At 62.1% G+C, this 23,269-nt stretch carries 24 protein-coding genes; 17 read left to right on the top strand and 7 right to left on the bottom strand.

Annotated elements, in window-relative coordinates; translation table 11 throughout:
- Positions 1 to 8 precede the first annotated feature (8 nt).
- Complete coding sequence (locus PSH66_RS26240; RefSeq protein ID WP_003176305.1) at positions 9 to 599, top strand: LON peptidase substrate-binding domain-containing protein; 591 nt, start codon at positions 9 to 11, stop codon at positions 597 to 599.
- Between the two features lie 99 nt (positions 600 to 698).
- Entirely contained in the window at positions 699 to 914 is a 216-nt protein-coding gene (locus PSH66_RS26235; RefSeq protein WP_003176304.1) for a hypothetical protein, read from the top strand.
- On the opposite strand, the gene PSH66_RS26230 is transcribed toward PSH66_RS26235, so the two are convergent.
- Both PSH66_RS26230 and PSH66_RS26225 read right to left on the bottom strand, forming a co-directional pair.
- A complete protein-coding gene (locus tag PSH66_RS26230) occupies positions 908 to 2,224 on the bottom strand; it encodes a bifunctional DedA family/phosphatase PAP2 family protein (protein WP_141063426.1) in 1,317 nt (438 codons plus the stop codon). The genes PSH66_RS26235 and PSH66_RS26230 overlap by 7 nt on opposite strands.
- Before the next feature lie 95 nt (positions 2,225 to 2,319).
- On the bottom strand, positions 2,320 to 3,003 hold the full coding sequence (locus tag PSH66_RS26225) for a DNA-3-methyladenine glycosylase (protein WP_078826200.1): 684 nt from the start codon (positions 3,001 to 3,003) through the stop codon (positions 2,320 to 2,322).
- A gap of 174 nt (positions 3,004 to 3,177) precedes the next feature.
- Between PSH66_RS26225 and PSH66_RS26220 the strand changes: the two genes are divergently transcribed.
- From PSH66_RS26220 to PSH66_RS26160, 13 genes are all read left to right on the top strand, one after another.
- Positions 3,178 to 4,443, top strand: coding sequence for a glutamate-5-semialdehyde dehydrogenase (locus tag PSH66_RS26220; RefSeq protein WP_305427936.1), 1,266 nt, complete (start codon positions 3,178 to 3,180; stop codon positions 4,441 to 4,443).
- On the top strand, positions 4,443 to 5,087 hold the full coding sequence (nadD, locus tag PSH66_RS26215) for a nicotinate-nucleotide adenylyltransferase (RefSeq protein WP_003176299.1): 645 nt from the start codon (positions 4,443 to 4,445) through the stop codon (positions 5,085 to 5,087). The genes PSH66_RS26220 and nadD overlap by 1 nt, the downstream gene beginning before the upstream one ends.
- Positions 5,088 to 5,156: 69 nt before the next feature.
- Complete coding sequence (rsfS, locus tag PSH66_RS26210; RefSeq protein WP_003176298.1) at positions 5,157 to 5,651, top strand: ribosome silencing factor; 495 nt, start codon at positions 5,157 to 5,159, stop codon at positions 5,649 to 5,651.
- A 9-nt stretch (positions 5,652 to 5,660) separates the two neighbouring features.
- Positions 5,661 to 6,128 (top strand): 23S rRNA (pseudouridine(1915)-N(3))-methyltransferase RlmH, encoded by a 468-nt coding sequence (gene rlmH / locus PSH66_RS26205; RefSeq protein WP_003176297.1) that lies wholly within the window; start codon positions 5,661 to 5,663, stop codon positions 6,126 to 6,128.
- A gap of 15 nt (positions 6,129 to 6,143) precedes the next feature.
- The gene (gene mrdA, locus PSH66_RS26200) at positions 6,144 to 8,042 is read left to right on the top strand and encodes a penicillin-binding protein 2 (protein WP_078734808.1); all 1,899 of its coding nucleotides are present in this window, start codon (positions 6,144 to 6,146) and stop codon (positions 8,040 to 8,042) included.
- Between the two features lie 31 nt (positions 8,043 to 8,073).
- On the top strand, positions 8,074 to 9,177 hold the full coding sequence (gene rodA / locus PSH66_RS26195) for a rod shape-determining protein RodA (protein ID WP_050784919.1): 1,104 nt from the start codon (positions 8,074 to 8,076) through the stop codon (positions 9,175 to 9,177).
- A 17-nt stretch (positions 9,178 to 9,194) separates the two neighbouring features.
- Complete coding sequence (mltB, locus tag PSH66_RS26190; RefSeq protein WP_078826199.1) at positions 9,195 to 10,205, top strand: lytic murein transglycosylase B; 1,011 nt, start codon at positions 9,195 to 9,197, stop codon at positions 10,203 to 10,205.
- Positions 10,205 to 11,203 (top strand): septal ring lytic transglycosylase RlpA family protein, encoded by a 999-nt coding sequence (locus PSH66_RS26185; protein WP_003176293.1) that lies wholly within the window; start codon positions 10,205 to 10,207, stop codon positions 11,201 to 11,203. The genes mltB and PSH66_RS26185 overlap by 1 nt, the downstream gene beginning before the upstream one ends.
- Before the next feature lie 181 nt (positions 11,204 to 11,384).
- Entirely contained in the window at positions 11,385 to 12,542 is a 1,158-nt protein-coding gene (locus PSH66_RS26180) for a D-alanyl-D-alanine carboxypeptidase family protein (RefSeq protein ID WP_003176292.1), read from the top strand.
- Between the two features lie 84 nt (positions 12,543 to 12,626).
- Positions 12,627 to 12,902, top strand: a complete 276-nt coding sequence (locus PSH66_RS26175; RefSeq protein WP_003176291.1) for a DUF493 domain-containing protein — start codon at positions 12,627 to 12,629, stop codon at positions 12,900 to 12,902.
- A complete protein-coding gene (lipB, locus tag PSH66_RS26170; RefSeq protein WP_003176290.1) occupies positions 12,902 to 13,549 on the top strand; it encodes a lipoyl(octanoyl) transferase LipB in 648 nt (215 codons plus the stop codon). The genes PSH66_RS26175 and lipB overlap by 1 nt, the downstream gene beginning before the upstream one ends.
- Positions 13,550 to 13,575: 26 nt before the next feature.
- Positions 13,576 to 14,577 carry a lipoyl synthase gene (gene lipA / locus PSH66_RS26165; protein WP_164485627.1) on the top strand — a complete coding sequence of 334 codons (1,002 nt, stop codon included), beginning with the start codon at positions 13,576 to 13,578 and terminating at the stop codon, positions 14,575 to 14,577.
- A gap of 163 nt (positions 14,578 to 14,740) precedes the next feature.
- Positions 14,741 to 15,661, top strand: coding sequence for an LD-carboxypeptidase (locus tag PSH66_RS26160; RefSeq protein ID WP_305427935.1), 921 nt, complete (start codon positions 14,741 to 14,743; stop codon positions 15,659 to 15,661).
- Positions 15,662 to 15,744: 83 nt separating this feature from the next.
- On the opposite strand, the gene PSH66_RS26155 is transcribed toward PSH66_RS26160, so the two are convergent.
- From PSH66_RS26155 to leuS, 5 genes are all read right to left on the bottom strand, one after another.
- The gene (locus PSH66_RS26155; RefSeq protein ID WP_003176286.1) at positions 15,745 to 17,070 is read right to left on the bottom strand and encodes a lytic murein transglycosylase; all 1,326 of its coding nucleotides are present in this window, start codon (positions 17,068 to 17,070) and stop codon (positions 15,745 to 15,747) included.
- A 61-nt stretch (positions 17,071 to 17,131) separates the two neighbouring features.
- Positions 17,132 to 17,296 (bottom strand): alternative ribosome rescue factor ArfA, encoded by a 165-nt coding sequence (gene arfA, locus PSH66_RS26150; RefSeq protein WP_003176285.1) that lies wholly within the window; start codon positions 17,294 to 17,296, stop codon positions 17,132 to 17,134.
- A 148-nt stretch (positions 17,297 to 17,444) separates the two neighbouring features.
- A complete protein-coding gene (gene holA, locus PSH66_RS26145) occupies positions 17,445 to 18,482 on the bottom strand; it encodes a DNA polymerase III subunit delta (RefSeq protein WP_057703213.1) in 1,038 nt (345 codons plus the stop codon).
- Positions 18,483 to 18,521: 39 nt separating this feature from the next.
- Complete coding sequence (gene lptE / locus PSH66_RS26140; RefSeq protein WP_003176283.1) at positions 18,522 to 19,127, bottom strand: LPS assembly lipoprotein LptE; 606 nt, start codon at positions 19,125 to 19,127, stop codon at positions 18,522 to 18,524.
- A gap of 89 nt (positions 19,128 to 19,216) precedes the next feature.
- On the bottom strand, positions 19,217 to 21,823 hold the full coding sequence (leuS, locus tag PSH66_RS26135) for a leucine--tRNA ligase (RefSeq protein WP_003176282.1): 2,607 nt from the start codon (positions 21,821 to 21,823) through the stop codon (positions 19,217 to 19,219).
- A gap of 261 nt (positions 21,824 to 22,084) precedes the next feature.
- Here leuS and PSH66_RS26130 point away from each other — a divergent pair, with 261 nt between their 5' ends.
- Positions 22,085 to 22,402, top strand: coding sequence for a hypothetical protein (locus PSH66_RS26130; RefSeq protein ID WP_305427934.1), 318 nt, complete (start codon positions 22,085 to 22,087; stop codon positions 22,400 to 22,402).
- 99 nt (positions 22,403 to 22,501) lie between these two features.
- Positions 22,502 to 23,263, top strand: a complete 762-nt coding sequence (locus PSH66_RS26125) for a YdcF family protein (RefSeq protein ID WP_305427933.1) — start codon at positions 22,502 to 22,504, stop codon at positions 23,261 to 23,263.
- Positions 23,264 to 23,269: the final 6 nt, after the last annotated feature.

The raw sequence follows: 23,269 nt of genomic DNA, 5'->3' as shown, positions 1-23,269 counted from the left end.
ACGCTTTTATGAGTCTGGCGCTATTCCCGCTCAATACCGTGCTGTTCCCCGGCTGCACCCTCGATCTGCAAATATTTGAGGCGCGCTACCTGGACATGATCAGCCGCTGCATGAAAAAGGGTGAAGGCTTCGGCGTGGTGTGCATCCTCGAAGGCAAGGAGGTCGGCATCGCCCCGGATGGTTACGCACTGATTGGCTGCGAAGCGTTGATTCGCGACTTCAAGCAGCAGGACAACGGCTTGCTCGGTATTCGCGTCGAGGGCGGCCGCCGTTTCCGCGTACGCGACGCCGGAGTGCAGAAGGACCAACTGCTGGTAGCCGATGTGCAATGGCTGGAAGAGGTGCCGGACCAGCCATTGGATGAAGAAGATGCCGACTTGCTGGCGTTGCTTGAAGCGCTGGCCGAGCACCCGATGGTTGCGTCGCTGGACATGGACGCCCACGCCGAAGGCCAGCAGGCCCTGGGCAACCAACTGGCGTATCTGTTGCCGTTTACCGAGGCCGACAAGATCGAACTGCTGCAACTCGACGACCCGCAGCAACGCCTGGATGCGATCCAAATGTTGCTGGATGAGTTGCAGGGCGAGTTGTTTACCTGAACTTCAGGATTGTCCTACGTATCTTTCAGGCATTCCTGCGCTTCTGCGGTGATCGACTCAGCTAGTTTCCGATCACTTGACCTTGATCTGGGGATGAACATGATTCGGCTGACGCAATCGGAACAAGCGACTTGGGATGCCTTTTTTGTCAGTGTCACCACGCAATTGATCCAGCACCATGAACAGCGCGGCCCGGAGTACATTGCCGAGCGCGCCGCTGAACTAGCTGACGAGATGTTGCTGGAGCGACGGGAACGCTGCACCGAGCGGCGAACCGCCGCGGTGGAGTGGATCGGCCCCGCCAAGGGTCAGTAGGCATACCTGAGCAGCGCGTGGGCGGTGCCGGTGAGCGCGATAAAACCGAACACCGCAACCACGGCGGGCAGCACCAGCCACCAGGCCTTGGCCGACATCGGCGGCAGCGGGCTGCGGTACTCGCTGGCCGTGAGGCTGAACGCGCACACGGTCATTGCCAGCAGGGTCCCGGCGAGAATATCCGAGGGCCAGTGGACACCGAGGTACACCCGCGAGAGGGCGATGAAGGCTGCGGGAATGCACCCCAGCAGCAACCACGTCAACCGCAGTCGCGTGGGTTGGCCGCGCCCGGCGAGCACTGCCAGGGCCAGGAAAAACGCAAAGGCGCCCGAGGCGTGGCCGCTGGGCATGCTGAAGCTGGTCAATGGGTCTGTCAGGATTTCCGGGCGACCGCGCGCGAAAAACAGCTTGCTGGCCGTATTGATCACGGCCGCGCCGGCCAGGGTCGCGCCCACGAACAGCGCGTGGCGCCATTGTCGAGCCAACAGCAGCAGGCCGGTGAAGATCGCGCTGGCGACGAACATCTTCTTGAACTCGCCCAGTTGCGTCACCCTCACCATGGTTTCATCCAGCCACGGGCTGCGATGCTCCTGCACCAGTGCGCTCAGGCCCTGGTCGAAGTCGTTCAGGTGCGGGTAGCCGATAAACAGCGCGATCAATAGCGTCAGGCTGGCGCAACCGATCCACACCGTGGCGCGTCGATGTTCGCGCAGGCTGCTGTTCAGGCTCAGCCCCAGCAGCACCGCCAGACACGCCATCACCACGCCTGCCTCGGGCCAGAAACCTTCGGGCAACGGCAGGCGGAACGCGGCGCCAGTGGCCCAGCCCGGCAGCAGGTAGGCCACCGTCCAGCCGGCTGCGGCGAGCACGCTCACCAAGGCAAAACGCGGGAACGGCATGTCGCACATCCCGGCAACCATCGGCAGCATGGGGCGCAACGGGCCGATGAAGCGCCCGACCAACAGGCTGGCAATGCCGTACCTGTGAAAGTAGGTCTCTGCACCGTTCATCCATTCGGGATGATGGCGCAAGCCGGGCAGGCGGCGGATGTTCTGGTGGAAGTGCCGGCCCAGGAAGTAGGAGATCCCGTCACCCAATAACCCGCCCAGAAAACCCAGCAACAGGGTTTCGCTCAGCGATAGCGCACCGCTGCCGGCCAGTGCGGCAATGGCAAACAGCAATACCGTGCCCGGCACGATCAGTCCGGCAATCGCCAGGCACTCCACGCACGCGACGATAAACACTGCCGCAGCCAGCCATTGCGGGTTCAGGCTCAGCCAGCCGGTGATGCTATCGAGCCATTGGCCCATACAATCCACTCCAACAATGCAATACATACTCAGAAGCACAAGGGGTTCTGCTGTGCGGCAAATATCGTCCAGCAAGAACCGCTGCGTTCAATTGATCAAATCAAAAAATAGTCGCGGCCTTCGACCTGGCCTCGGCGCAGCGGGTTCCGCGTGCAATAAGGTGCATAGTCCGCATCGACGAAACGGTACATCAAATGCTCATCACGCCCACTGGGAATGCCCAGTCGCGTAGTCTGGATGATTTGCGTCGGCACCTGGCCCACGTCTTCCACATACAGCAATTCCTGGTCGAAGCGCTTGGCATCCCACATCGGCACTTTCAGGCCCAGCGCCTTGCACAGCAATGTCTGGCCGGCGCAGAGCTTTTGCGACGGGCGCGGGCCGCCGTCGGCAGTCGGGTTGTTCAGCAGCATCTGCGCCAGGCTCGCCGGCCCGGAGATCTCATCGACCCACGGATAGGCCGATTTGATCAGCACGGCGTTACCCGGCCCCTGTGCGCTGAAGTTCAGCGAATCACCGCCACGGGCGTAGTACATGTAGATATGGCCACCATCCAGAAACAAAGCCTTACGCTTTTCTGTGTAGCCGAGTGAGGCGTGGCTGCCTTTTTCCGCCACGTAATAGGCTTCGGTTTCAATAATTCGCGCTGAAAGCCAGAGATCGCCGACACGGTGGCGTATGACTTTTCCCAGCAGTTCGCGCGCGAGGATTTGTGCATCGCGGTCGAAGAAGCTGTCGGGCAGGGCGCTGGCGGGCAGTTGGAGCGAAGTGCTGGGCATGGCGGTAGAGGTAAATACGGCTAAATGTGACGGAATCATAACAACTCCCACCTTAATTACCGCTGAACCTCAGGTTTTTACAGTTCATTTCGACCATCCGCCCCTCACCGCTGTCAGTCGAGCGGCGTCACAGCTATAATCTGCCGCTTTCCTCTTTGCCAAGACTCCCTGACTATGACTGAGTCCGTTTTTGACTACATGACCCGCCTGGGTCGCGCTGCCCGTCAGGCCTCGCGGTTGATCGCCCGTGCGAGCACCGCGCAGAAGAACCGTGCGCTGCTGGCCGCCGCCGATGCTCTGGATGCTTCGCGCTCCGAGCTCGCCGCCGCCAACGAACTGGACCTGGCCAGCGGCCGCGCCAATGGCCTGGAGCCGGCCCTGCTGGACCGCCTGGCGCTGACGCCCGCACGTATCGACGACATGATCGAAGGCCTGCGTCAGGTGGCCAAGCTGCCTGACCCCATCGGTGAAATCCGCGACATGCGCTACCTGCCGTCCGGCATCCAGGTCGGCAAGATGCGCGTGCCCCTGGGCGTGATCGGCATCATCTATGAGTCGCGTCCCAACGTGACCATCGACGCCGCAAGCCTGTGCCTCAAGTCCGGTAACGCCACGATCCTGCGCGGCGGTTCCGAGGCGATCAACTCCAACCGCGCCATCGCCGCCTGCATCCAGCAAGGCCTGGCCGTGGCCGAGTTGCCGGCCGACGTGGTGCAGGTGGTGGAAACCACTGACCGTGCCGCCGTCGGCGCGTTGATCACCATGCCCGAGTTCGTCGACGTGATCGTGCCGCGTGGCGGCAAGAGCCTGATCGAGCGCGTCAGCCGTGACGCCAAGGTGCCGGTCATCAAGCACCTGGACGGCGTGTGCCACGTGTACATCGACATCGCAGCCGATATCGACAAGGCGATCCGCATCGCCGACAACGCCAAGACCCACCGCTACGCGCCGTGCAACACCATGGAAACCCTGCTGGTGCACGTTGGCATTGCCGAGCGCGTGTTGCCGCCGCTGGCCGCCATCTACCGTGACAAAGGCGTGGAGCTGCGTGGTTGCGAACGCACCCGGGCGCTGTTGGGCGCGGACGTGATCGAGGCGACCGAGCAGGATTGGTACACCGAGTACACGGCGCCGATCCTGTCGATCCGCATCATCGACGACCTGGACCAGGCCATCGAACACATCAACAAATACGGCTCCAAGCACACCGACGCCATTGTTTCCGAGCATTTCAGCGATGCCCGGCGTTTCCTCAACGAAGTGGACTCCGCTTCGGTGATGGTCAACGCTTCGACACGCTTTGCCGACGGCTTCGAATATGGCCTGGGCGCGGAGATCGGTATTTCCACCGACAAGCTCCACGCCCGTGGCCCGGTTGGTCTCGAAGGCCTGACCAGCGAGAAGTACGTGGTGTTCGGCGACGGTCATGTGCGCACTTGATGGCTAAACGCATCGGGCTGCTCGGCGGTACTTTCGACCCCGTGCACATCGGCCATTTGCGCAGCGCCCTGGAAGTTGCGGATGCCCTGGCGTTGGATGAGCTGCGCCTGATCCCCAATTTCCGGCCGCCGCATCGCGACACGCCGCAGGTGTCACCACAGCAGCGCCTGGAAATGGTGCGCCTGGCCGTGGAAGGCATAGCGCCGCTGGTGGTGGACGACCGCGAACTCAAGCGCGATAAACCGTCCTACACTGTCGACACCCTGGAACTGATGCGCGCCGAGTTGGCCGCCGATGACCAGGTGTTTCTGCTTTTGGGCTGGGACGCATTTTGCGGCCTGCCCTCTTGGCATCGCTGGGAGGAACTCCTCCAGCATTGCCACATCCTGGTTTTGCAACGCCCGGATGCCGACAGCGAACCGCCGGATGCCTTGCGCAACCTGCTGGCCGCGCGGTCGGTAAGTGACCCCTTGGCCCTGACCGGGCCGAACGGGAATATTGCATTCGTCTGGCAGACCCCGCTTGCGGTGTCCGCCACCCAGATCCGTCAACTGCTGGCCAGCGGTAAGTCGGTACGTTTCCTGGTGCCTGACGCGGTCCTGGCCTACATCGATGCGCACGGGCTTTACCGTGCGTCGAACTGAAAAGGCGCGCTTGTCGCTACGCACCGTCGTGCAGCGAGCGCCCGAACATACGAGCAAAACGAGTTTTATATGACGAACAAAGACGTAAGCAAAGTTAAGCGCAAAGGCACCTTCAAAAGCGCTCCGCTGCCGGTTGAAGCCCACGTTGGCCCCGAGCTGGCTGGCGAAGAGCTGGTGAAAGTCGCCGTGGCTGCCCTGGAAGACGTGAAAGCCCAGGACATCCAGGTGCTGGACGTGCGCGACAAGCAGAGCATCACCGACTTCATGATCATCGCCACCGGTACCTCCAACCGCCAGATCGGCGCGATGCTGGACAAGGTGCGCGAAGCCGTCAAAGCCCAAGGCGTCAAGCCGCTGGGTGAAGAAGGCAAGGGCGACAGCGACTGGGTGCTGCTGGACATGGACGACGTGATCGTTCACATGATGACCTCCAACGCCCGCCAGTTCTACGACCTGGAACGCCTGTGGAAGGGCGCCGAGCAGAGCCGTGCCGCCGATGGCAAGCACCACAGCCCGGAAGTGGGCCACGCGCACTTCGACAAACTCAACAAAGACCAGGAATAAGGAACGGCTGTGCGCCTGCGTCTGATCGCTGTCGGTTCACGCATGCCCAAGTGGGTGGAAGAAGGCTGGCACGAATATGCCAAGCGTCTGCCCGCTGAGCTGTCGCTTGAACTGGTGGAAATACCGCTCAACACCCGGGGCAAGAACGCCGACGTGGCGCGGTTTATCCGCCAGGAAGGCGAAGCCATGCTGGCCAAGGTCGGCCCCAACGAGCGCATTGTCACCCTCGAAGTGCACGGCAAACCCTGGAGCACCGAGCAATTGGCGGTGGAACTGGACCGTTGGCGCCTGGATTCGCGCACCGTCAACTTCATGGTCGGCGGCCCCGAAGGGCTGGCGCCGGAAGTCTGTGCGCGGGCCGATCAGCGCTGGTCGTTGTCGGCATTGACCTTGCCGCACCCGTTGGTAAGGATCCTGATCGGTGAACAGCTGTATCGCGCCTGGACAGTGCTGTCCGGGCACCCTTACCACAAATAATCTGCGCCTTTCCCGATGACTCAGCCGATCCGCATCAAGGACCACGAGAAAGACGCACGTCTGGTGCGCGCGCGCGTGGTGTTTGGCGCGATCATGGTGGTGACGTTGATTGGGGTGCTGATCGCCCGCCTGTATTTCCTGCAGGTGATCCAGTACGACTATCACTCCACGTTGTCGGAAAACAACCGGGTGCATGTGCAGCCGATTCCGCCGACCCGTGGGTTGATCTTCGACCGCAATGGCGTGGTGGTGGCGGATAACCGGCCCAGCTTCAGCCTGAGCATGACCCGCGAACGTTCCGGCGACTGGCAGCAGGTGCTCGATGTCATCGTCGAAGTGCTGCAACTGACCCCGGAAGACCGGGTGATCTTCGAAAAGCGCATGCGACAGGGGCGCCGGCCATTCGAACCGGTGCCGATCCTGTTTGAGCTGACCGAAGAGCAGATCGCCCGGATCGCGGTGAACCAGTTCCGTCTGCCGGGTGTGGAAGTGGTGGCGCAGTTGGTGCGCCATTACCCGCAAGGGCCACACTTTGCGCATTCCGTCGGCTACATGGGCCGTATCAACGAGAAAGAGCTCAAGAGCCTCGATCCCGTCAACTACAGCGGCACCCACCACATCGGCAAGACCGGCATCGAACGTTTCTACGAACCCGAGCTGCACGGCCAGGTGGGTTACGAAGAGGTCGAGACCAACGCCCGCGGCCGCGTCTTGCGTGTGCTCAAGCGTACCGACCCGGTGCCGGGCAAGGACATTGTGCTGAGCCTGGACATCAAGCTGCAGGAAGCCGCGGAGATGGCCCTGGGCGGTCGGCGTGGCGCGGTGGTGGCACTGGACCCGAAGACCGGCGAAGTGCTGGCGATGGTCAGCCAGCCGAGCTTCGACCCGAACCTGTTCGTCACCGGTATCAGTTTCAAGGCGTATGCCGAGCTGCGTGACTCCATCGACCGGCCGCTGTTCAACCGGGTGCTGCGTGGTCTGTACCCGCCGGGTTCGACCATCAAGCCGGCGGTAGCGATTGCCGGCCTGGACGCCGGTGTGGTCACCGCATCGAGCCGGGTCTACGACCCCGGCTACTACATGCTGCCCAACTACGATCACAAATACCGTAACTGGAACCGCACCGGTGACGGCTATGTCGACCTGGATACCGCGATCATGCGTTCCAACGACACCTATTTCTATGACCTGGCCCACAAGCTGGGGATCGACCGTTTGTCTGCCTATATGGGCAAGTTCGGCCTCGGTCAGAAAGTCTCCCTGGATATGTTCGAAGAGTCCCCAGGCTTGATGCCATCACGGGAGTGGAAGCGTGCAACCCGCCGGCAGGCATGGTTCCCGGGTGAAACCCTGATTCTGGGGATCGGCCAGGGCTATATGCAGGCGACGCCATTGCAATTGGCGCAGGCCACGGCGCTGGTGGCCAACAAAGGCATCTGGAACCGACCGCACCTGGCCAGGACCATCGAAGGCGAAAAGCCGGTGGATGAGAACCCGATTCCGGACATCGTGCTGCGTGATCCCTCGGACTGGACCAAGGTCAACCATGGCATGCAGCAGGTGATGCACGGTGCCCGAGGCACCGCGCGCAAAGCGGCGATCGGCGCGCAATACCGCATTGCCGGCAAGAGTGGTACGGCCCAGGTGGTCGCGATCAAGCAGGGCGAGAAATACGACCGCTCCAAGGTCCAGGAACGCCATCGCGACCACGCCTTGTTTGTCGGCTTTGCGCCGGCGGACGACCCGAAGATCGTGGTCGCGGTGATGGTCGAGAACGGCGAGTCCGGTTCCGGCGTCGCTGCACCGGTGGTTCGCCAGGTGATGGACGCCTGGTTGCTGGCCGACGACGGCAGGCTCAAGCCCGAATTTGGCGGCCCCCCTTCAATTCCCGAGGTTACGGCCAGTGAAGAGTAATTTTGACCGCATCCTCTCCAGCGAAGATGTGATGCGTCGCCGCGCGACGTTGCTGCAACGCATGCACATTGATGGCCCGTTGCTGATCCTGCTGCTGACCCTGGCGGCCGGCAGCCTGTTCGTGCTGTATTCGGCCAGCGGCAAGAATTGGGACCTGCTGATCAAGCAGGCATCCTCGTTCGGCCTGGGCCTGTTGTCGATGGTGGTCATCGCCCAGTTGGAACCGCGCTTCATGGCGCGCTGGGTACCGTTGGGGTATGTCGCCGGCGTTTTACTGCTGGTTGTGGTGGACGTCATGGGCCACAACGCCATGGGCGCGACCCGTTGGATCAATATTCCGGGGGTGATTCGCTTCCAGCCGTCGGAATTCATGAAGATTCTGATGCCAGCCACGATTGCCTGGTATTTGTCCAAACGCACCCTGCCGCCGCAGCTCAAGCACGTGGGTATCAGCCTGATCCTCATCGGCGTCCCGTTTGTGCTGATCGTGCGTCAGCCGGACCTCGGCACCTCGCTGCTGATCCTGGCCGGCGGTGCGTTCGTGCTGTTCATGGGCGGGCTGCGCTGGCGCTGGATCCTCAGCGTGCTGGCCGCCGCCATCCCCGTGGCGGTGGCCATGTGGTTCTTCTTTATGCACGACTACCAGAAACAACGGATTCTTACCTTCCTCGACCCGGAAAGCGATCCGCTGGGCACCGGCTGGAATATTATCCAGTCGAAGGCGGCCATCGGCTCCGGCGGCGTATTTGGCAAAGGCTGGCTGCTGGGCACCCAGTCCCATCTGGACTTTCTGCCCGAGAGCCACACCGACTTCATCATTGCGGTGATGGGCGAAGAGTTCGGCCTGGTGGGCATTTGCGCGCTGCTGCTGATCTATTTGCTGCTGATCGGGCGCGGCCTGGTGATTACCGCTCAGGCGCAGACGCTGTTCGGCAAATTGCTCGCCGGCAGCCTGACCATGACTTTTTTTGTTTACGTTTTCGTCAACATCGGTATGGTCAGTGGCCTGTTGCCGGTGGTGGGGGTGCCGTTGCCGTTCATTAGCTACGGCGGAACTTCGCTGGTGACATTGATGTCAGCGTTTGGGGTTTTGATGTCGATTCATACGCATCGCAAGTGGATCGCGCAGGTTTGAATAAGGTGAAGATGTCAATGCAAGTAATGCGCGGCTGGGCGACTCGGCATGCGTCCTGGATGAGCCTGATTGGGCTGCTGGGCGCGACGCAAGAGGCGCTGGCCGGTGACTACGATGGTTCACCCCAGGTCGCCGAATTTGTCGGTGAAATGACCCGCGACTACGGTTTTGCCGGTGAGCAACTGATGGGCGTGTTCCGCGAGGCGCAGAAAAAGCAGGCGATCCTCGATGCCATCTCCCGCCCCGCCGAGCGCGTGAAGCAGTGGAAAGAATATCGCCCGATGTTCCTCACCGATGCTCGCGTGGCCCGAGGTGTGGATTTCTGGCGCCAGCATGAAGCCGTGCTGGCCCGCGCCGAGCAGGAATATGGCGTGCCGGCCCAGGTGATTGTCGCGATCATCGGCATTGAAACCTTTTACGGGCGCAATACCGGCAGTTACCGGGTGATCGACGCCTTGTCCACCCTGGGCTTCGACTACCCGCCACGCGCCGACTTCTTTCGCAAGGAATTGCGCGAATTCCTGCTGCTGGCCCGCGAAGAGCAGGTCGACCCACTGACCCTCAAAGGCTCCTATGCCGGCGCCATGGGCCTGCCGCAGTTCATGCCGAGCAGCTTTCGCGCCTATGCCGTGGATTTCGACGGCGACGGGCACATCAATATCTGGAGTAACCCGGACGATGCCATCGGCAGTGTGGCCAGCTACTTCAAGCGCCACGGCTGGGTAGGCGGCGAGCCTGTGGTGATCCGCGCCGATGTGGCCGGGGAGCGCGTTGATGAGGGCCTGACCCAGGGCATCGAGCCGGCCAAGACGGTCGGGGAGTTGCGGGCGCTGGGCTGGTCGAGTCAGAATGCGCCACGCGATGACATGCCGGTCACGGCGTTCCGCCTGGAAGGCGAAAATGGCCCTGAATACTGGATGGGCCTGAAGAATTTCTACGCAATCACGCGTTATAACCGCAGTGTGATGTACGCCATGGCCGTGCATCAGCTGTCAGACATGCTGGTCCAAGCACGGGGCAACAAGTAATGCGGGCATCGCTGTTCAATCAACCGCTCAAGCTGGTGGCGTTCGCCGCGTTGTCCCTGCTGGTCGTCAGTTGTTCCACCAGCCGCGGGCCGGCGCAGAAGGCCGGCGGCACCGCGGTGCGTTCCCAGCCGGGTCTGGACATCAACCGCGCGCACAAAGACGGCGCGCCGTGGTGGGATGTCGACGTGTCGAAGATCCCGGATGCCACCCCGACCCTGCACACCGGCGCCTACAAGGCCAACCCTTATACGGTGTTGGGCAAGACCTATTTCCCGCTGCAGGATTCCAAGACGTATGTGCAGTCGGGCACGGCGTCCTGGTACGGCACCAAATTCCATGGCCAGAACACCGCCAACGGCGAAGTGTATGACCTGTACGGCATGAGCGCGGCGCACAAGACGCTGCCGCTGCCCAGCTATGTCCGCGTGACCAACCTCGACAACAACCGCACGGTGATTTTGCGGGTCAACGACCGTGGGCCGTTCTATTCGGACCGGATCATCGACTTGTCCTACGCCGCCGCGAAGAAACTCGGCTACGCCGAAACCGGCACCGCACGGGTCAAGGTCGAAGGCATCGACCCGGCGCAGTACTGGGCCCAGCGTGGCAAACCGGCGCCGTTGATGCTCAACGAACCGCAGGCCCCACAACCACAGGTAACCGCGTCGGCCGGCAAGATCGAGCAGTGGACACCGCCGCCCCAGCAGCACGCCCCGGACACCGTGGTGGTGCCTCGTGCGGCACCGGGTGCCTCGGCAGTGGGCGGGCAGTACCTGCAGGTGGGGGCTTTCGCCAACCCGGATGCGGCGGAACTGTTAAGGTCCAAGCTCAGCGGCATGGTCAGCGCGCCGGTGTTCATCAGCTCCATCGTGCGTAACCAGCAGACCCTGCACCGTGTGCGCATGGGGCCGATCGGTTCGCCCAGCGAAGTGGCGCAAGTGCAGAACAGTGTGCGTCTGGCCAACCTGGGGCAACCCAGCGTAGTGACCGCCGAATAAAAAGATTGATGGTCCGGGCGCGTGCGCGTGCCTGAACCCTGGTTGTTGGCTCGTTTAACAATAAAAACCCGAAGGCAAGGGGTGAGCGAGCAACCGAACACGTGACAGTCTGGTAGCGGGCTGTCTGAATAAAAAGTTTTGCCCGCGAGGGCAAGTTTCCATAAGCAATTTCGAGAGACGGATGAACATCACCACCTTAGCCAAACGCACGTGCCTGCTTCTTTCGCTGATCATCACCCCGGCCGCCTGGGCGGTTGAAATGGTGCCGGCCTCACCGCAACTGGCCGCCAAGGCCTGGGTGCTCATGGATGCCGCCAGCGGCAACGTGCTGGTGGAGAACAACGGTGACCAGCGCCTGCCACCGGCCAGCCTGACCAAGCTGATGACTGCCTACATCGCGACCCTGGAAATCCGTCGCGGCCAGATCGGCGAGAACGATCCGGTAACCGTCAGCGAAAACGCCTGGCGCACCGGCGGTTCGCGGATGTTCATCAAGGTGGGTTCGCAAGTCACCGTGAGCGACCTGCTGCACGGCATCATCATCCAGTCCGGTAACGACGCCAGCGTCGCCCTGGCCGAGCACATCGCCGGCAGCGAAGACGCCTTCGCCGACATGATGAACAAAACCGTGGCCGACCTGGGCATGACCAACAGCCACTTCATGAACCCGACCGGCCTGCCGAACCCGGAGCACTATTCGTCGGCTCACGACATGGCGATCCTGGCCCGCGCGATCATTCGTGTCGACCCGGTGCACTACGCGATCTACTCCCAGAAGGAATTCTTCTGGAACAACATCAAGCAGCCTAACCGCAACCTGCTGCTGTGGCGCGACAAGACCGTCGACGGTCTGAAAACCGGCCACACCGAAGAAGCCGGCTACTGCATGGTGTCGTCCGCCGTACGTGACGGCCAGCGCCTGATTGCCGTGGTCTTCGGCACCAACAGCGAGCAGGCCCGTGCGGCCGAGACGCAAAAGCTGCTGACCTATGGTTTCCGCTTCTTCGAAACCCAGACCTTCTACCAGAAGGGTGCTGAGCTGGCGACCGCGCCGGTGTGGAAAGGCGCCACCTCGCAAGTCAAGGCCGGCCTGGCCGAAGACCTGACGCTGACCATGCCTAAAGGCCAGCTGAAAAAGCTCGCTGCGAGCATGACCATGAACCCGCAATTGGTCGCCCCAATCGCCAAGGGTGACGTGATCGGTAAGGTCGAAGTGAAGCTGGACGACAAGGTGGTGCACAGCGCCGACCTGATCGCACTGGACGCCGTCGACGAAGGTGGTATCTTCCGCCGCGTGTGGGATAGCATCCGTCTATTCTTCTACGGCTTGTTCAACTGATAGTGTGCACCTGCAAGGCCCCGTGTTGATCCGACACGGGGCCTTGCCCGTCGCCACGGCTTACGCTTACGAGGCCGTTACGCCATGACCGATAAAGAAGTAAAGGCGCCAAAAATCGAATTCCCGGTGACCGATTACCCTATCAAGGTGATCAGCGACACCGGTGTGGGCCGCAAAGACCAGATTCTCGACATCGTGCGTAAACACGCGACGATCAACGACGACCGCGTGGACGAACGATCCAGCTCCACCGGTAAATATACGACGATCCAGTTGCACATCGTTGCGACCGGTCAAGACCAGCTCTACGACATCAACAGCGAACTGCGGGCCACCGGCTTCGTGCACATGGTGTTGTGATGTCACAGGTCCTGGGCTTTCGCGAGCTCGGCCGGATGGCGTACGAGCCGGTCTGGCACGCCATGCAGCGCTTCACCAACGAGCGCGGCAGCTCGGCGCCCGATGAAGTCTGGCTGGTGGAACACCCGCCGGTGTTCACCCAGGGCCAGGCCGGCAAGGCTGAGCATCTGCTGCTTCCGGGGGATATTCCGGTGGTGCAGGTCGACCGAGGTGGCCAAGTGACTTACCATGGGCCCGGTCAGCTTGTCGCTTATTTGCTGCTGGACGTGCGCAAGCTGGGTTTTGGTGTGCGTGATCTGGTGAGTCGCATCGAGGCTTGCCTGATCGAGCTGCTGGCCAGTTATGGCGTGACCGCCGCGGCCAAGCCGGATGCACCGGGCGTTTACGTCGACGGCGCGAAAATCGCCTCCTTAGGGCTGCGTATTCGTCATGGGTGTTCCTTTCATGGCCTGGCCCTGAACGTGGACATGGACCTGGCACCGTTTCGGCGCATCAACCCGTGCGGTTATGCCGGGTTGGCGATGACGCAACTGAGCGACCACGCGACACCGATTAAATTTGCCGAGGTAAGTGCCCGGCTGCGCGCGCAGCTCGTCAAACACCTCGACTATGCTGAGCAGACGACCCTCACGGGCGGAATCGACTGATTATGACTACTGATGCAGTGCAAACCATGATCCCGACGCTGGACGTCACCGAGCGTCCGGCCCCGGCCCCGCGTGCCAAGGTGGAAGCCGGCGTCAAGCTGCGCGGCGCCGAGAAGGTTGCACGCATCCCGGTGAAGATCATTCCGACCACCGAACTGCCGAAAAAACCCGACTGGATCCGCGTGCGCATCCCGGTTTCGCCGGAAGTCGACCGTATCAAGGCGCTGCTACGCAAGCACAAGCTGCACAGCGTATGTGAAGAAGCCTCCTGCCCGAACCTGGGCGAGTGCTTCTCCGGCGGCACCGCCACGTTCATGATCATGGGTGACATCTGCACTCGTCGCTGCCCGTTCTGTGACGTCGGCCACGGCCGTCCGAAGCCACTGGACGTGAACGAGCCGCAAAGCCTGGCCATCGCCATCGCCGACCTGAAACTCAAGTACGTGGTGATCACCTCGGTAGACCGCGATGACCTGCGCGATGGCGGTGCCCAGCACTTTGCCGACTGCATCCGCGAAATCCGCAAACTGTCGCCGAACGTGATGCTCGAAACCCTGGTGCCGGACTACCGTGGCCGCATGGACGTCGCGCTGGAAATCACCGCTGCCGAGCCGCCGGATGTGTTCAACCACAACCTGGAAACCGTGCCGCGCCTGTACAAGGCCGCGCGTCCGGGTTCGGACTACCAGTGGTCGCTGACCCTGCTGCAGAAATTCAAGCAGATGATGCCGCACATCCCGACCAAATCCGGCCTGATGCTGGGCCTGGGCGAAACCGACGAAGAAGTCATCGAAGTCATGAAGCGCATGCGCGAGCACGACATCGACATGCTGACCCTGGGCCAGTACCTGCAGCCATCGCGCAGCCACTTGCCGGTGCAGCGTTTCGTGCACCCGGACACCTTCGCCTGGTTCGCCGAGGAAGGCTACAAGATGGGCTTCAAGAACGTCGCGTCGGGCCCGCTGGTTCGTTCTTCGTACCACGCCGACGAACAGGCCAAGCTGGTCAAGGCGAGCCTGGTTTCGTAATACAGATCTGCGCTACACCGCAGGTCCAATGTGGGGGGGGCTTGCCCCCGATTGCGATGTGTCAGTCGCTACAGGTGCTGGCTGATCCACCGCTATCGGGGGCAAGTCGAATCGTCGCACCGCCCCTCCCACATTTCGTTCCGCGTTAGTTAGGGAGAGTTGTATGGCAGCAGCCGTTCCAGCCCTTCGTGCTGAAGGCACCATCGCTCTGATCGCCCCCGCCGGCCCTGCCGCGCTGGACGTTGAAAAGGCCGGGCAATGGGTGCGCGCCCGCGGCTACGATCTGCATATCTTCCCTGGCGTCTACGAGCGCGACGGCTACCTCGCCGGCAGCGACGCAGTGCGCCTGCACGACCTGCATGCGGCTTTCGCCAACCCCGACATCGATGCAATCCTCTGCCTGCGCGGCGGCTACGGCACGCCGCGGCTGCTCGAAGCGCTGGACTTCGACCTGCTGCGCGCCAACCCCAAGCCATTCGTCGGCTACAGCGACATCACCGCCTTGCACTTGGCGATCAACCGCTACGCCGGGTTCGTGACCTTTCACGGCCCGATGCTCAATGCCGATCTGCTCGGCGATAAGCAGGCACCGACCGAATCGTCCTTGCTGAGTATGCTGCGTGGCCAGCTCGGTACGGGCGCCGAGCTTAAGCACCCGGTGGCCTGGCCGTTGACCACGATTGCACCAGGCATCGCCTGTGGGCGCTTGCTGGGTGGCAATCTGTCGATGATCGCCGCCGTGATGGGCACACCGTACGAAATCGACGCAGAAGGCATCATCCTGTTTATCGAAGACGTCAACGAGCCGATCTACCGCATCGACCGCCTGCTCACGCATTTGCGCCTGGCAGGCAAACTGGCTCAAGTGGCCGGTGTGCTGGTGGGGGATGTGGCGGGCGTGGATAAGGTCGCATTGGATCGTCTGCTGAAGCAGACCTTCGAGCCGCTGTGCATTCCGGTGTTGTCCGGATGGCGCAGTGGGCACTGTGATCCGAATCTGACGTTGCCGATGGGGGCGCAGGTGCGGCTGGATGCGGGGGAACAGCGGGTGGTGTTGGAGCAGGATGTGGTCTTCAAGCTCTGAATCTGTTGTCGTCTGCTGAACCGCTATCGGGGGCAAGTTGAATCGTCGCACCGCCCCGATAGCGGTAGTCGCCATAAGCCAATCTAGCGGTTCTGCAACGACTCCAGCAACTTCACCGTCGGATACCCATCCGCCGGCCAGCCCAGCGCCTGCTGCGCCGCACGAATCGCTTTGCGTGTGTTGGCGCCGATAATCCCGTCCGGGTTGCCCGCGTCGTAGCCTTTGGCGCTCAGCGCCGTCTGCAAATCGATACGCTGTGAACGACTCAGCGGCAGCTCATCCTTGGGCCATTCGCCGCGAATCACACCATCGCCACCAAAGCGCTCCGACAGCAGGCCAACCGCCAGTGCGTAGGACGACGAGTTGTTGTACTTGAGGATTGCGCGGAAGTTATCCAGCACCAGGAACGCCGGGCCACGGTAGCCGGCCGGCAGCAGCAGGGCGGCGGACAGTTGGTCGACGTTGGGCGGCATGCTCGCGCCAGGTGGCAGCTGGATGCCCAGCTTCAGCCACTCGGCCACGCTCTTGCGCACGCCACCGTCGGCCAGGGCGTAATCGAAGTTCGCCGGCAGTTGTTTCACTTCGAAGCCCCACGGCTGGCCTTTCTGCCAGCCGGAGCTTTGCAGGTAGTGCGCAGTGGAGGCGAGTGCGTCGGCCGGGCTGTTCCAGATATCGCGGCGGCCGTCGCCGTCGAAGTCCACGGCGTGGGTGTTGTAGGTGGTCGGGATAAATTGGGTCTGGCCCATTGCGCCGGCCCAGGAGCCTTTCATCTGGTCGGCCTGGATATCGCCGTGCTGGATGATCTGCAGCGCCGCCAGCAACTGCGCCTGGGCAAAGGCCGGACGGCGGCCTTCGTAGGCCAGCGTTGCGAGGGAGCGGATCACCGAGTTGTTGCCCTGGAATTGGCCGAAGTTGCTCTCCATGCCCCATACCGAGACCAGCGCCTGGCGGTCGACGCCATAACGTTGCTCGATGCTTTGCAGGATGTCAGCGTATTTGATCAGCAATGCTTGGCCATTGCGCACCCGCACTGGCGACAAGGCTCCGTCGAGGTATTCCCACACCGGCCGGGAGAACTCCGGCTGGCTGCGGTCGGCTCGGATCACCGCCATGTCCGGGGTGACATTGGCGAAGGCGTTATCAAACACCGCCGCTGTGATCCCGGCTTTCAAGGCGTCCACACGGAAACCTGCCTGCCATTCGGCGAAGGTCTGGGTCGGTTGGATATCGAGATTGTCCACGGCCAGCGGGGCCACGACAGCGGGCGCGACCACGGGGGCGGTCGACAGCTTCGGCAGCGGTTGGGCGTCGGCGGCGGTCGGTTTTTCGGCGCAGGCGACAAGCAGAATGAGGCTGGAGGCAGCGATCAATTGGCGAAGGTGCCAACGACGGGAAAGACTAGAGGGCATGCACAGGTCCAGGGGTTACAGATCAGATGCAGACCTTATCATGCCGGAGGGGCGCTTGCCTTCAGGCAGCCAGAAAGTAAGAAGCCTCCCAGCTATTAGACTGGAAGGCTTCGCGGCGGTAGCTGCCTTTGCCCTTGCCGGCGCGTTCCTGACGGCTGCGGAACAGTGGCTGGGCGATGATGGATTTGGCCTTGTTGGGGCCATGCTTGGATGGCTTTTTGCTCATGGTGGTTACTCTCGTTGGGTGGTTTTAACGGCAAAAATAATCTGCCTAAGTCAGATCGTTGTAAAGCCCATGAATTGTAACGCGATCAAAAATGTGGGAGGGAGCAAGCCCCCTCCCACATTGGTTTTCGGTGTTTTTAAGAGAGGGGTTATTCGGCAGGTAACGCCAGGCGCTGTCCGGCCATCAACAGCGACAAACGGCTCAAGCTCATCCACGGCGAGCCGGCCGCCTGGCCCTTGATCTGCGCATCGATGCGCTGGGCCTCCAGCAACAGCTGCGCCCAGCGTTGCGCCGAGTGGCGTTGCAGGGCTTTGCTCATCAGGGGTTTGCGCTTGTCCCACACCGGTGGCCGGGCCTGGCTGAAGCATTTGTCCAGCGGTGTGCCCTGGCTGTATTGCAGGGCGATATTGGCCAGTACCCGCAGCTCCCGGGCCAGTGCCCAGAGAATCACCGGCGGCTCCACGCCTTCGCCGCGCAAGCCTTCGAGCATGCGCAGGGCGTGGGCGGGTTCGCCGTTGAGGATCGCGTCCACCAGGCCGAACACGTCAAAGCGTGCGCTGTCAGCCACCGCACCTTGCACGGTCTCGACGGTGATCTGCCCGTCTTCGGCCATCAGCTTGAGCTTTTCGATTTCCTGGGCGGCGGCCAGCAAGTTGCCTTCGACCCGGGCGGCGATCAGCTCTACCGCATCCTGCGTCGCCGACAGCCCCGATTGTGAAAGGCGCTGACGAATCCATTGCGGCAACTGACTGCTGTCCACCGGCCAGATCTGGATGAACTGGGTCTGTGCCCCTTCCACCAGAGCCTTGCCCCACTTGGTCTTCTGCGCACTGCCGTCGAGCTTGGGCAGGCTGATCAGCAATACCGTGTCCTCGGCAGGCCGGGAACAATATTCCATCAGGGCGGCCGCGCCTTTATCACCGGGCTTGCCCGAAGGCAGGCGCAGTTCCAGCAGGCGTTTTTCGGCAAACAGCGACATGCTCGCGCCGGCTTGCAGCAGCGTGCCCCAGTCGAAACTGGCGTCGGCGCTGAATACCTGGCGTTCATCGAAGCCTTGCTGGCGGGCGGCGGTGCGGATGGCGTCCGCGGCTTCCTGGCACAGCAGCGGGTCATCACCGCTGACAATGTAGACAGGCGCGAGGCCACCTTGCAGGTGCTTGGCGAGTTGGGCGGGAGCGAGTTTCATAGGCAGGGCGAACGGGGCGCCTGGGGCGCCCCGTCTGGCTTACTCGACAGGAACTTCAACAGGCGACTGTTTCGGTGTGTTGTCTTCATACTCTTGCGCGGCTTTCAGGGCATCGGCGTCAGCCTTGGCCTTGTTGTCGGCAATGTGCTGCAGCTCTGCGAGTTTTTCCGGGGTCAGCAGTTGCAGGCGAATCAGCATGCGCTGGATCAGCTCGCGACGCATTTCCTTGCGCACCTGGAGGCTCTCGGAGTCCGAACCCACCAGGTTGTTGCCGTCGTGGCTCACGACCTTCTGCACCTGAATCTTGTCACTCATCAGAGGCAAATGGTCGCGGCCTTGTATATCAAAGTTGATCGTAGTGATGAGCTCAACGTCCGACGCGCGGCCGGCACTGGCGTAGCTGATGTTGCGCTGGGTTTCTTGCTCGTCGGCCACGTACAGTTTGTAGGTGGCGCCGTTATAGACGTGCACGCCACTGTTTTCCAGAGCCTGACGCAGTTGAGTCACGGTCTCGCCGTAGGCGTTACGCGCGCTGACGTCGAGTTCCTTGAGCGACAATTCATTGGTGCCGGTGCCGCGCAGCTGGAAGCCGCAAGCGCTCAACAGAACGGCAAGGCCCATTACCAGCAGATTGCGTTTGATCATTTTGTTGCTCCCCTTGAAACCAGGCGGGCCTTATCGAGGCCCTGAAGGTTTAGTTCGACGCAGGGCTCAAGCCCCGCGCCCGATCCGATTTAGCTGGCGACGATATTGACCAGTTTGCCAGGCACCACGATCACTTTGCGGATCGTCAGGCCTTCGGTGAAGCGCAGCACGTTTTCGTTGGTACGCGCGGCCGCTTCGATGTCTTCGCGGCTGGCGGTGGCCGGCATGTCGATCTGGCCACGCAGTTTACCGTTGACCTGGATCACCAGCGCCAGCGTGTCCTGGACCAGGGCGCTGTCATCCTGTACCGGCCAGCGCGCATCGATGACCGCGTCGCTGTGGCCCAGACGGCTCCACAGTTCGTGGCTGATGTGCGGCGTGATCGGCGCCAGCAGCAGGGTGACCGTTTCCAGGCCTTCCTGCAGCAGTGCGCGGTCTTGCCCGGTTGCCTGCGGGGCTTTTTCCAGCACGTTCATCAGCGTCATCACCTGGGCGATGGCGGTGTTGAATTTGTGGTGCTGGCCCACGTCCTGGCTGGCTTGCTTGATGGCCAGGTGGGTGCTGCGGCGAATGGCTTTTTGCTCGTCGCTCAACGACGCCACGTCCAGCTTGGCCGGCAGGCCCTGGCTGACATGGGCGTGCGCCAGGCGCCAGACGCGCTTGAGGAAACGGTGCGAACCTTCGACGCCGGAGTCGGACCATTCGGCGCTCATGTCGGGCGGCGAGGCAAACATCATGAACAAGCGGCAGGTGTCGGCGCCGAACTGATCGATCATCGATTGTGGGTCGACGCCGTTGTTCTTGGACTTGGCCATCTTCTCGGTGCCGCCGATCTCCACCGGCAGGCCGTCGGCGATCAGCTTGGCACTGATGACCTTGGCTTTGCTGTCACGCTCCAGCTCGACGTCCGCCGGGTTGAACCAGGTGTAGGCGCCATTGGCTTCGCGGCGATAGTAAGTCTCGGCGATGACCATGCCCTGGGTCAGCAGGTTCTTGAACGGCTCATCGGAGCTCACCAGGCCTTCGTCACGCATCAGCTTGTGGAAGAAGCGCGCGTACAGCAGGTGCAGGATGGCGTGTTCGATGCCGCCGATATACTGGTCCACCGGCAACCAATGGTCGGCCGCGGATTTCTCCACCAGGCCGCCCTCGTAGTGCGGCGAAGCGTAGCGGGCGTAGTACCACGAGGACTCCACGAAGGTGTCCATGGTGTCGGTTTCACGCTTGGCGGGCGCACCGCATTTCGGGCAGCTGCACTCGTAGAACTCGGGCATGCGCGCCAATGGCGAACCGGCGCCGTCCGGTACCACGTCTTCCGGCAGCACGACCGGCAGTTGCTCTTCCGGTACTGGTACGTCGCCACAGCTGTCGCAGTGGATGATCGGGATCGGGCAGCCCCAGTAGCGCTGGCGGCTGATGCCCCAGTCGCGCAGGCGGAACTGGGTGCGCGAGGCACCGAGGTTTTTCTTGATCAGGGCGACTTCGATGGCGTCGAAGGCGCCGGCGAAGTCCAGGCCGTCGAACTCGCCGGAATTGATCAGGGTACCGTGCTCGCCGTAGGCGTCCTGCCACGGCGCCGGGTTGGTATCGCCCGAGCTGGTACGCACGACCGACTTGATCGGCAGGTTGTACTTAGTGGCAAATTCGAAATCGCGCTCGTCGTGGGCCGGCACCGCCATCACTGCGCCGTCGCCGTAGTGCATCAGCACATAGTTGGCGACCCATACCGGCAATTTCTCGCCGGTCAGTGGGTGCTCGACGAACAGCCCGGTCGGCAGGCCTTTTTTCTCCTGGGTGGCGACGTCGGCTTCGGCCACGCTGCCGCCTTTGCAGTCGGCGATGAACGCCTGCAGTTCAGGGTTGTTCTGTGCGGCCTGGGTGGCCAAGGGGTGCTCGGCGGCCACGGCGACATAGGTTGCGCCCATCAGGGTGTCCGGACGGGTGGTGAACACCTTGAGAGCCCCGGCTTCGCCGATCGAGTCGACGTTGTACGGGAACTGCACTTCCATGCCCTTGGATTTGCCGATCCAGTTGCGCTGCATGGTCTTGACCTGTTCAGGCCAGCCCGGCAGGTCGTCGAGGCTCGACAAGAGTTCATCCGCGTAGGCAGTGATCTTGAAGTAGTACATCGGGATCTGGCGCTTTTCGATCACCGCGCCGGAACGCCAGCCGCGACCGTCGATCACTTGTTCGTTGGCCAGTACGGTCTGGTCGACCGGGTCCCAGTTCACGGTGCCGTTCTTACGGTAGATCACGCCTTTTTCGAACAGGCGCGTGAACAGCCACTGTTCCCAGCGGTAGTAGTCCGGCTTGCAGGTGGTCACCTCGCGGGACCAATCCACCGCCAGGCCCAGGCTACGCAGCTGGGTCTTCATGTAGGCGATGTTTTCGTAGGTCCACTTGGCGGGGGCCACGTTGTTTTTCATCGCAGCGTTTTCCGCCGGCATGCCGAAGGCGTCCCAACCCATGGGTTGCAGGACGTTCTTGCCGAGCATGCGCTGGTAACGGGAAATCACGTCGCCGATGGTGTAGTTACGCACGTGCCCCATGTGTAGCTTGCCGCTGGGGTAAGGGAACATCGATAGGCAGTAGTAAGTCTCCTTGCCTGGCTGTTCACTGACTTCAAAGGACTTTTGCGCATCCCAGAAGGTTTGGGCGGCGTTTTCTATTTCACGGGGCTGGTAGTGTTCGTGCATGGCTACTTTTGAACTGAATAGGGGTGGCCTAATCCTCTTCGCAGCGTTGTCCGGGTAGATCGACACCAAAAAGCGGCGCGTCCATGCCCAAACCCTGCGGGAAGTGGAGTTACAGGAAGCGCCGTAGCATACATGACCCCACTCTATCGAGGGAAACCCTGATTACACGGTAAGGGCCGTCTGTCGCGGCGCCAGGCAGGCGCAGCCACGGGGACTACGCTGTTTAGTGGGGAGCAAGTCTTTCTTCAATGAGGTGAGGGGATGGTTGAATCGCAGCGAATCGCAACGAAACCGGACATCTACGAGGGATTGATCGACCGCTTGGGTCGTGCATTGGATGCAGCAAGGACAGCAGGCCGATTGCGAGATGAACGGCCTGTGGAGTTGGAGCTGCGCGGGTTGAGCCGCGCGGAGCTGGAACTGATCAAGGCTTACCTGGAACGCAACGAGCGCAGTGCGCCTCCGTGGGTGGCAACCCCGCCAGCCCAAGAGCCTCCGCACTCTGCCAAGGTGGTGTGGCTAAAAGACTTGCCGGCCGGTCGTGGCCCGGAAACATTCCGGTCTGCCCGCTGCAAGTAGTTCACTCCCCGTGCAGCCGCACCCGCGCGTTATGTCACTGTAAAGATTGTCGCTAAACCCCGTTACACCTTAGGCTTCGGGCATCTTTGGAGATGCCCGATGCCTATTCGTTACTTCATCAAACAATTGCTTTTGCCGCCCGGCATTCTTTTGCTGTTGCTGGCTCTTGCCTGGTGGTTTAGGCGCAGTCGCCCGCGGCTGGCGGGCTGCTGCTTTGCCTTGGGCCTGGGCGGCATGTGGCTGATCAGCTTGCCGGTGATGGTGGAGTGGGGCGCGCGAGTCCTGGAGACCGAGCCGCCATTGGCGCGTGAAGAGTGGTCCACACTGGCCCAGCGCGCCGATGCTATTGTCGTGCTGGGTTCGGGGCGTGAGCGCGGTGACCCGGCATGGGGCGCCGACCAGCCTACCGGTATCGGCCTGGAGCGCCAGCGTTATGCCGCGCGACTGGCCAAGGCCTCCGGGCTGCCGGTGCTGACCAGCGGTGGCCTGCATTACGGTACGCCGCCCAGCGAGGCGCAGTTGATGGCGGTGTCGATGCAGGATGACTTCGGTGTGACGGTGCGCTGGAAAGAGGAGCGCAGCCGCACCACTTGGGAAAACGCGCAGATGAGTGCCGAGATTCTGTTGCCCGAAGGCATCAAGCGTGTGGTGGTCGTGACGCAGGCCTGGCATATGTCACGGGCGGTATGGAGCTTTGAAAAGGCCGGCTTCACGGTGGTGCCGGCGCCGGTGGGCTTTTTGGGCGTGGACAATGCCCGGCCGCTGGGCGGCTGGATGCCGGAGTTCAAGTCGGTGTGGCAGAGCGGGCAGTTGATCAATGAGGCGGTGGGGCAGACTGGTTATCGGCTGTTTTACCGATAACCAGGC

Source organism: Pseudomonas sp. FP597 (genome assembly GCF_030687435.1).
Classification (GTDB): domain Bacteria; phylum Pseudomonadota; class Gammaproteobacteria; order Pseudomonadales; family Pseudomonadaceae; genus Aquipseudomonas; species Aquipseudomonas lactucae.
This window is presented reverse-complemented; position numbering and strand designations above follow the sequence as displayed.

What these genes read in the sequence shown, in the direction of transcription:
- PSH66_RS26240 (WP_003176305.1), top strand. Translation starts at nt 9, where the DNA reads ATGAGTCTGGCGCTATTCCCGCTCAATACCGTGCTGTTCCCCGGCTGC.
- PSH66_RS26235 (WP_003176304.1), top strand. Translation starts at nt 699, where the DNA reads ATGATTCGGCTGACGCAATCGGAACAAGCGACTTGGGATGCCTTTTTT.
- PSH66_RS26230 (WP_141063426.1), bottom strand. Translation starts at nt 2,224, where the DNA reads ATGGGCCAATGGCTCGATAGCATCACCGGCTGGCTGAGCCTGAACCCG.
- PSH66_RS26225 (WP_078826200.1), bottom strand. Translation starts at nt 3,003, where the DNA reads ATGCCCAGCACTTCGCTCCAACTGCCCGCCAGCGCCCTGCCCGACAGC.
- PSH66_RS26220 (WP_305427936.1), top strand. Translation starts at nt 3,178, where the DNA reads ATGACTGAGTCCGTTTTTGACTACATGACCCGCCTGGGTCGCGCTGCC.
- nadD (WP_003176299.1), top strand. Translation starts at nt 4,443, where the DNA reads ATGGCTAAACGCATCGGGCTGCTCGGCGGTACTTTCGACCCCGTGCAC.
- rsfS (WP_003176298.1), top strand. Translation starts at nt 5,157, where the DNA reads ATGACGAACAAAGACGTAAGCAAAGTTAAGCGCAAAGGCACCTTCAAA.
- mrdA (WP_078734808.1), top strand. Translation starts at nt 6,144, where the DNA reads ATGACTCAGCCGATCCGCATCAAGGACCACGAGAAAGACGCACGTCTG.
- rodA (WP_050784919.1), top strand. Translation starts at nt 8,074, where the DNA reads ATGCGTCGCCGCGCGACGTTGCTGCAACGCATGCACATTGATGGCCCG.
- mltB (WP_078826199.1), top strand. Translation starts at nt 9,195, where the DNA reads ATGCAAGTAATGCGCGGCTGGGCGACTCGGCATGCGTCCTGGATGAGC.
- PSH66_RS26185 (WP_003176293.1), top strand. Translation starts at nt 10,205, where the DNA reads ATGCGGGCATCGCTGTTCAATCAACCGCTCAAGCTGGTGGCGTTCGCC.
- PSH66_RS26180 (WP_003176292.1), top strand. Translation starts at nt 11,385, where the DNA reads ATGAACATCACCACCTTAGCCAAACGCACGTGCCTGCTTCTTTCGCTG.
- PSH66_RS26175 (WP_003176291.1), top strand. Translation starts at nt 12,627, where the DNA reads ATGACCGATAAAGAAGTAAAGGCGCCAAAAATCGAATTCCCGGTGACC.
- lipB (WP_003176290.1), top strand. Translation starts at nt 12,902, where the DNA reads ATGTCACAGGTCCTGGGCTTTCGCGAGCTCGGCCGGATGGCGTACGAG.
- lipA (WP_164485627.1), top strand. Translation starts at nt 13,576, where the DNA reads ATGATCCCGACGCTGGACGTCACCGAGCGTCCGGCCCCGGCCCCGCGT.
- PSH66_RS26160 (WP_305427935.1), top strand. Translation starts at nt 14,741, where the DNA reads ATGGCAGCAGCCGTTCCAGCCCTTCGTGCTGAAGGCACCATCGCTCTG.
- PSH66_RS26155 (WP_003176286.1), bottom strand. Translation starts at nt 17,070, where the DNA reads ATGCCCTCTAGTCTTTCCCGTCGTTGGCACCTTCGCCAATTGATCGCT.
- arfA (WP_003176285.1), bottom strand. Translation starts at nt 17,296, where the DNA reads ATGAGCAAAAAGCCATCCAAGCATGGCCCCAACAAGGCCAAATCCATC.
- holA (WP_057703213.1), bottom strand. Translation starts at nt 18,482, where the DNA reads ATGAAACTCGCTCCCGCCCAACTCGCCAAGCACCTGCAAGGTGGCCTC.
- lptE (WP_003176283.1), bottom strand. Translation starts at nt 19,127, where the DNA reads ATGATCAAACGCAATCTGCTGGTAATGGGCCTTGCCGTTCTGTTGAGC.
- leuS (WP_003176282.1), bottom strand. Translation starts at nt 21,823, where the DNA reads ATGCACGAACACTACCAGCCCCGTGAAATAGAAAACGCCGCCCAAACC.
- PSH66_RS26130 (WP_305427934.1), top strand. Translation starts at nt 22,085, where the DNA reads ATGGTTGAATCGCAGCGAATCGCAACGAAACCGGACATCTACGAGGGA.
- PSH66_RS26125 (WP_305427933.1), top strand. Translation starts at nt 22,502, where the DNA reads ATGCCTATTCGTTACTTCATCAAACAATTGCTTTTGCCGCCCGGCATT.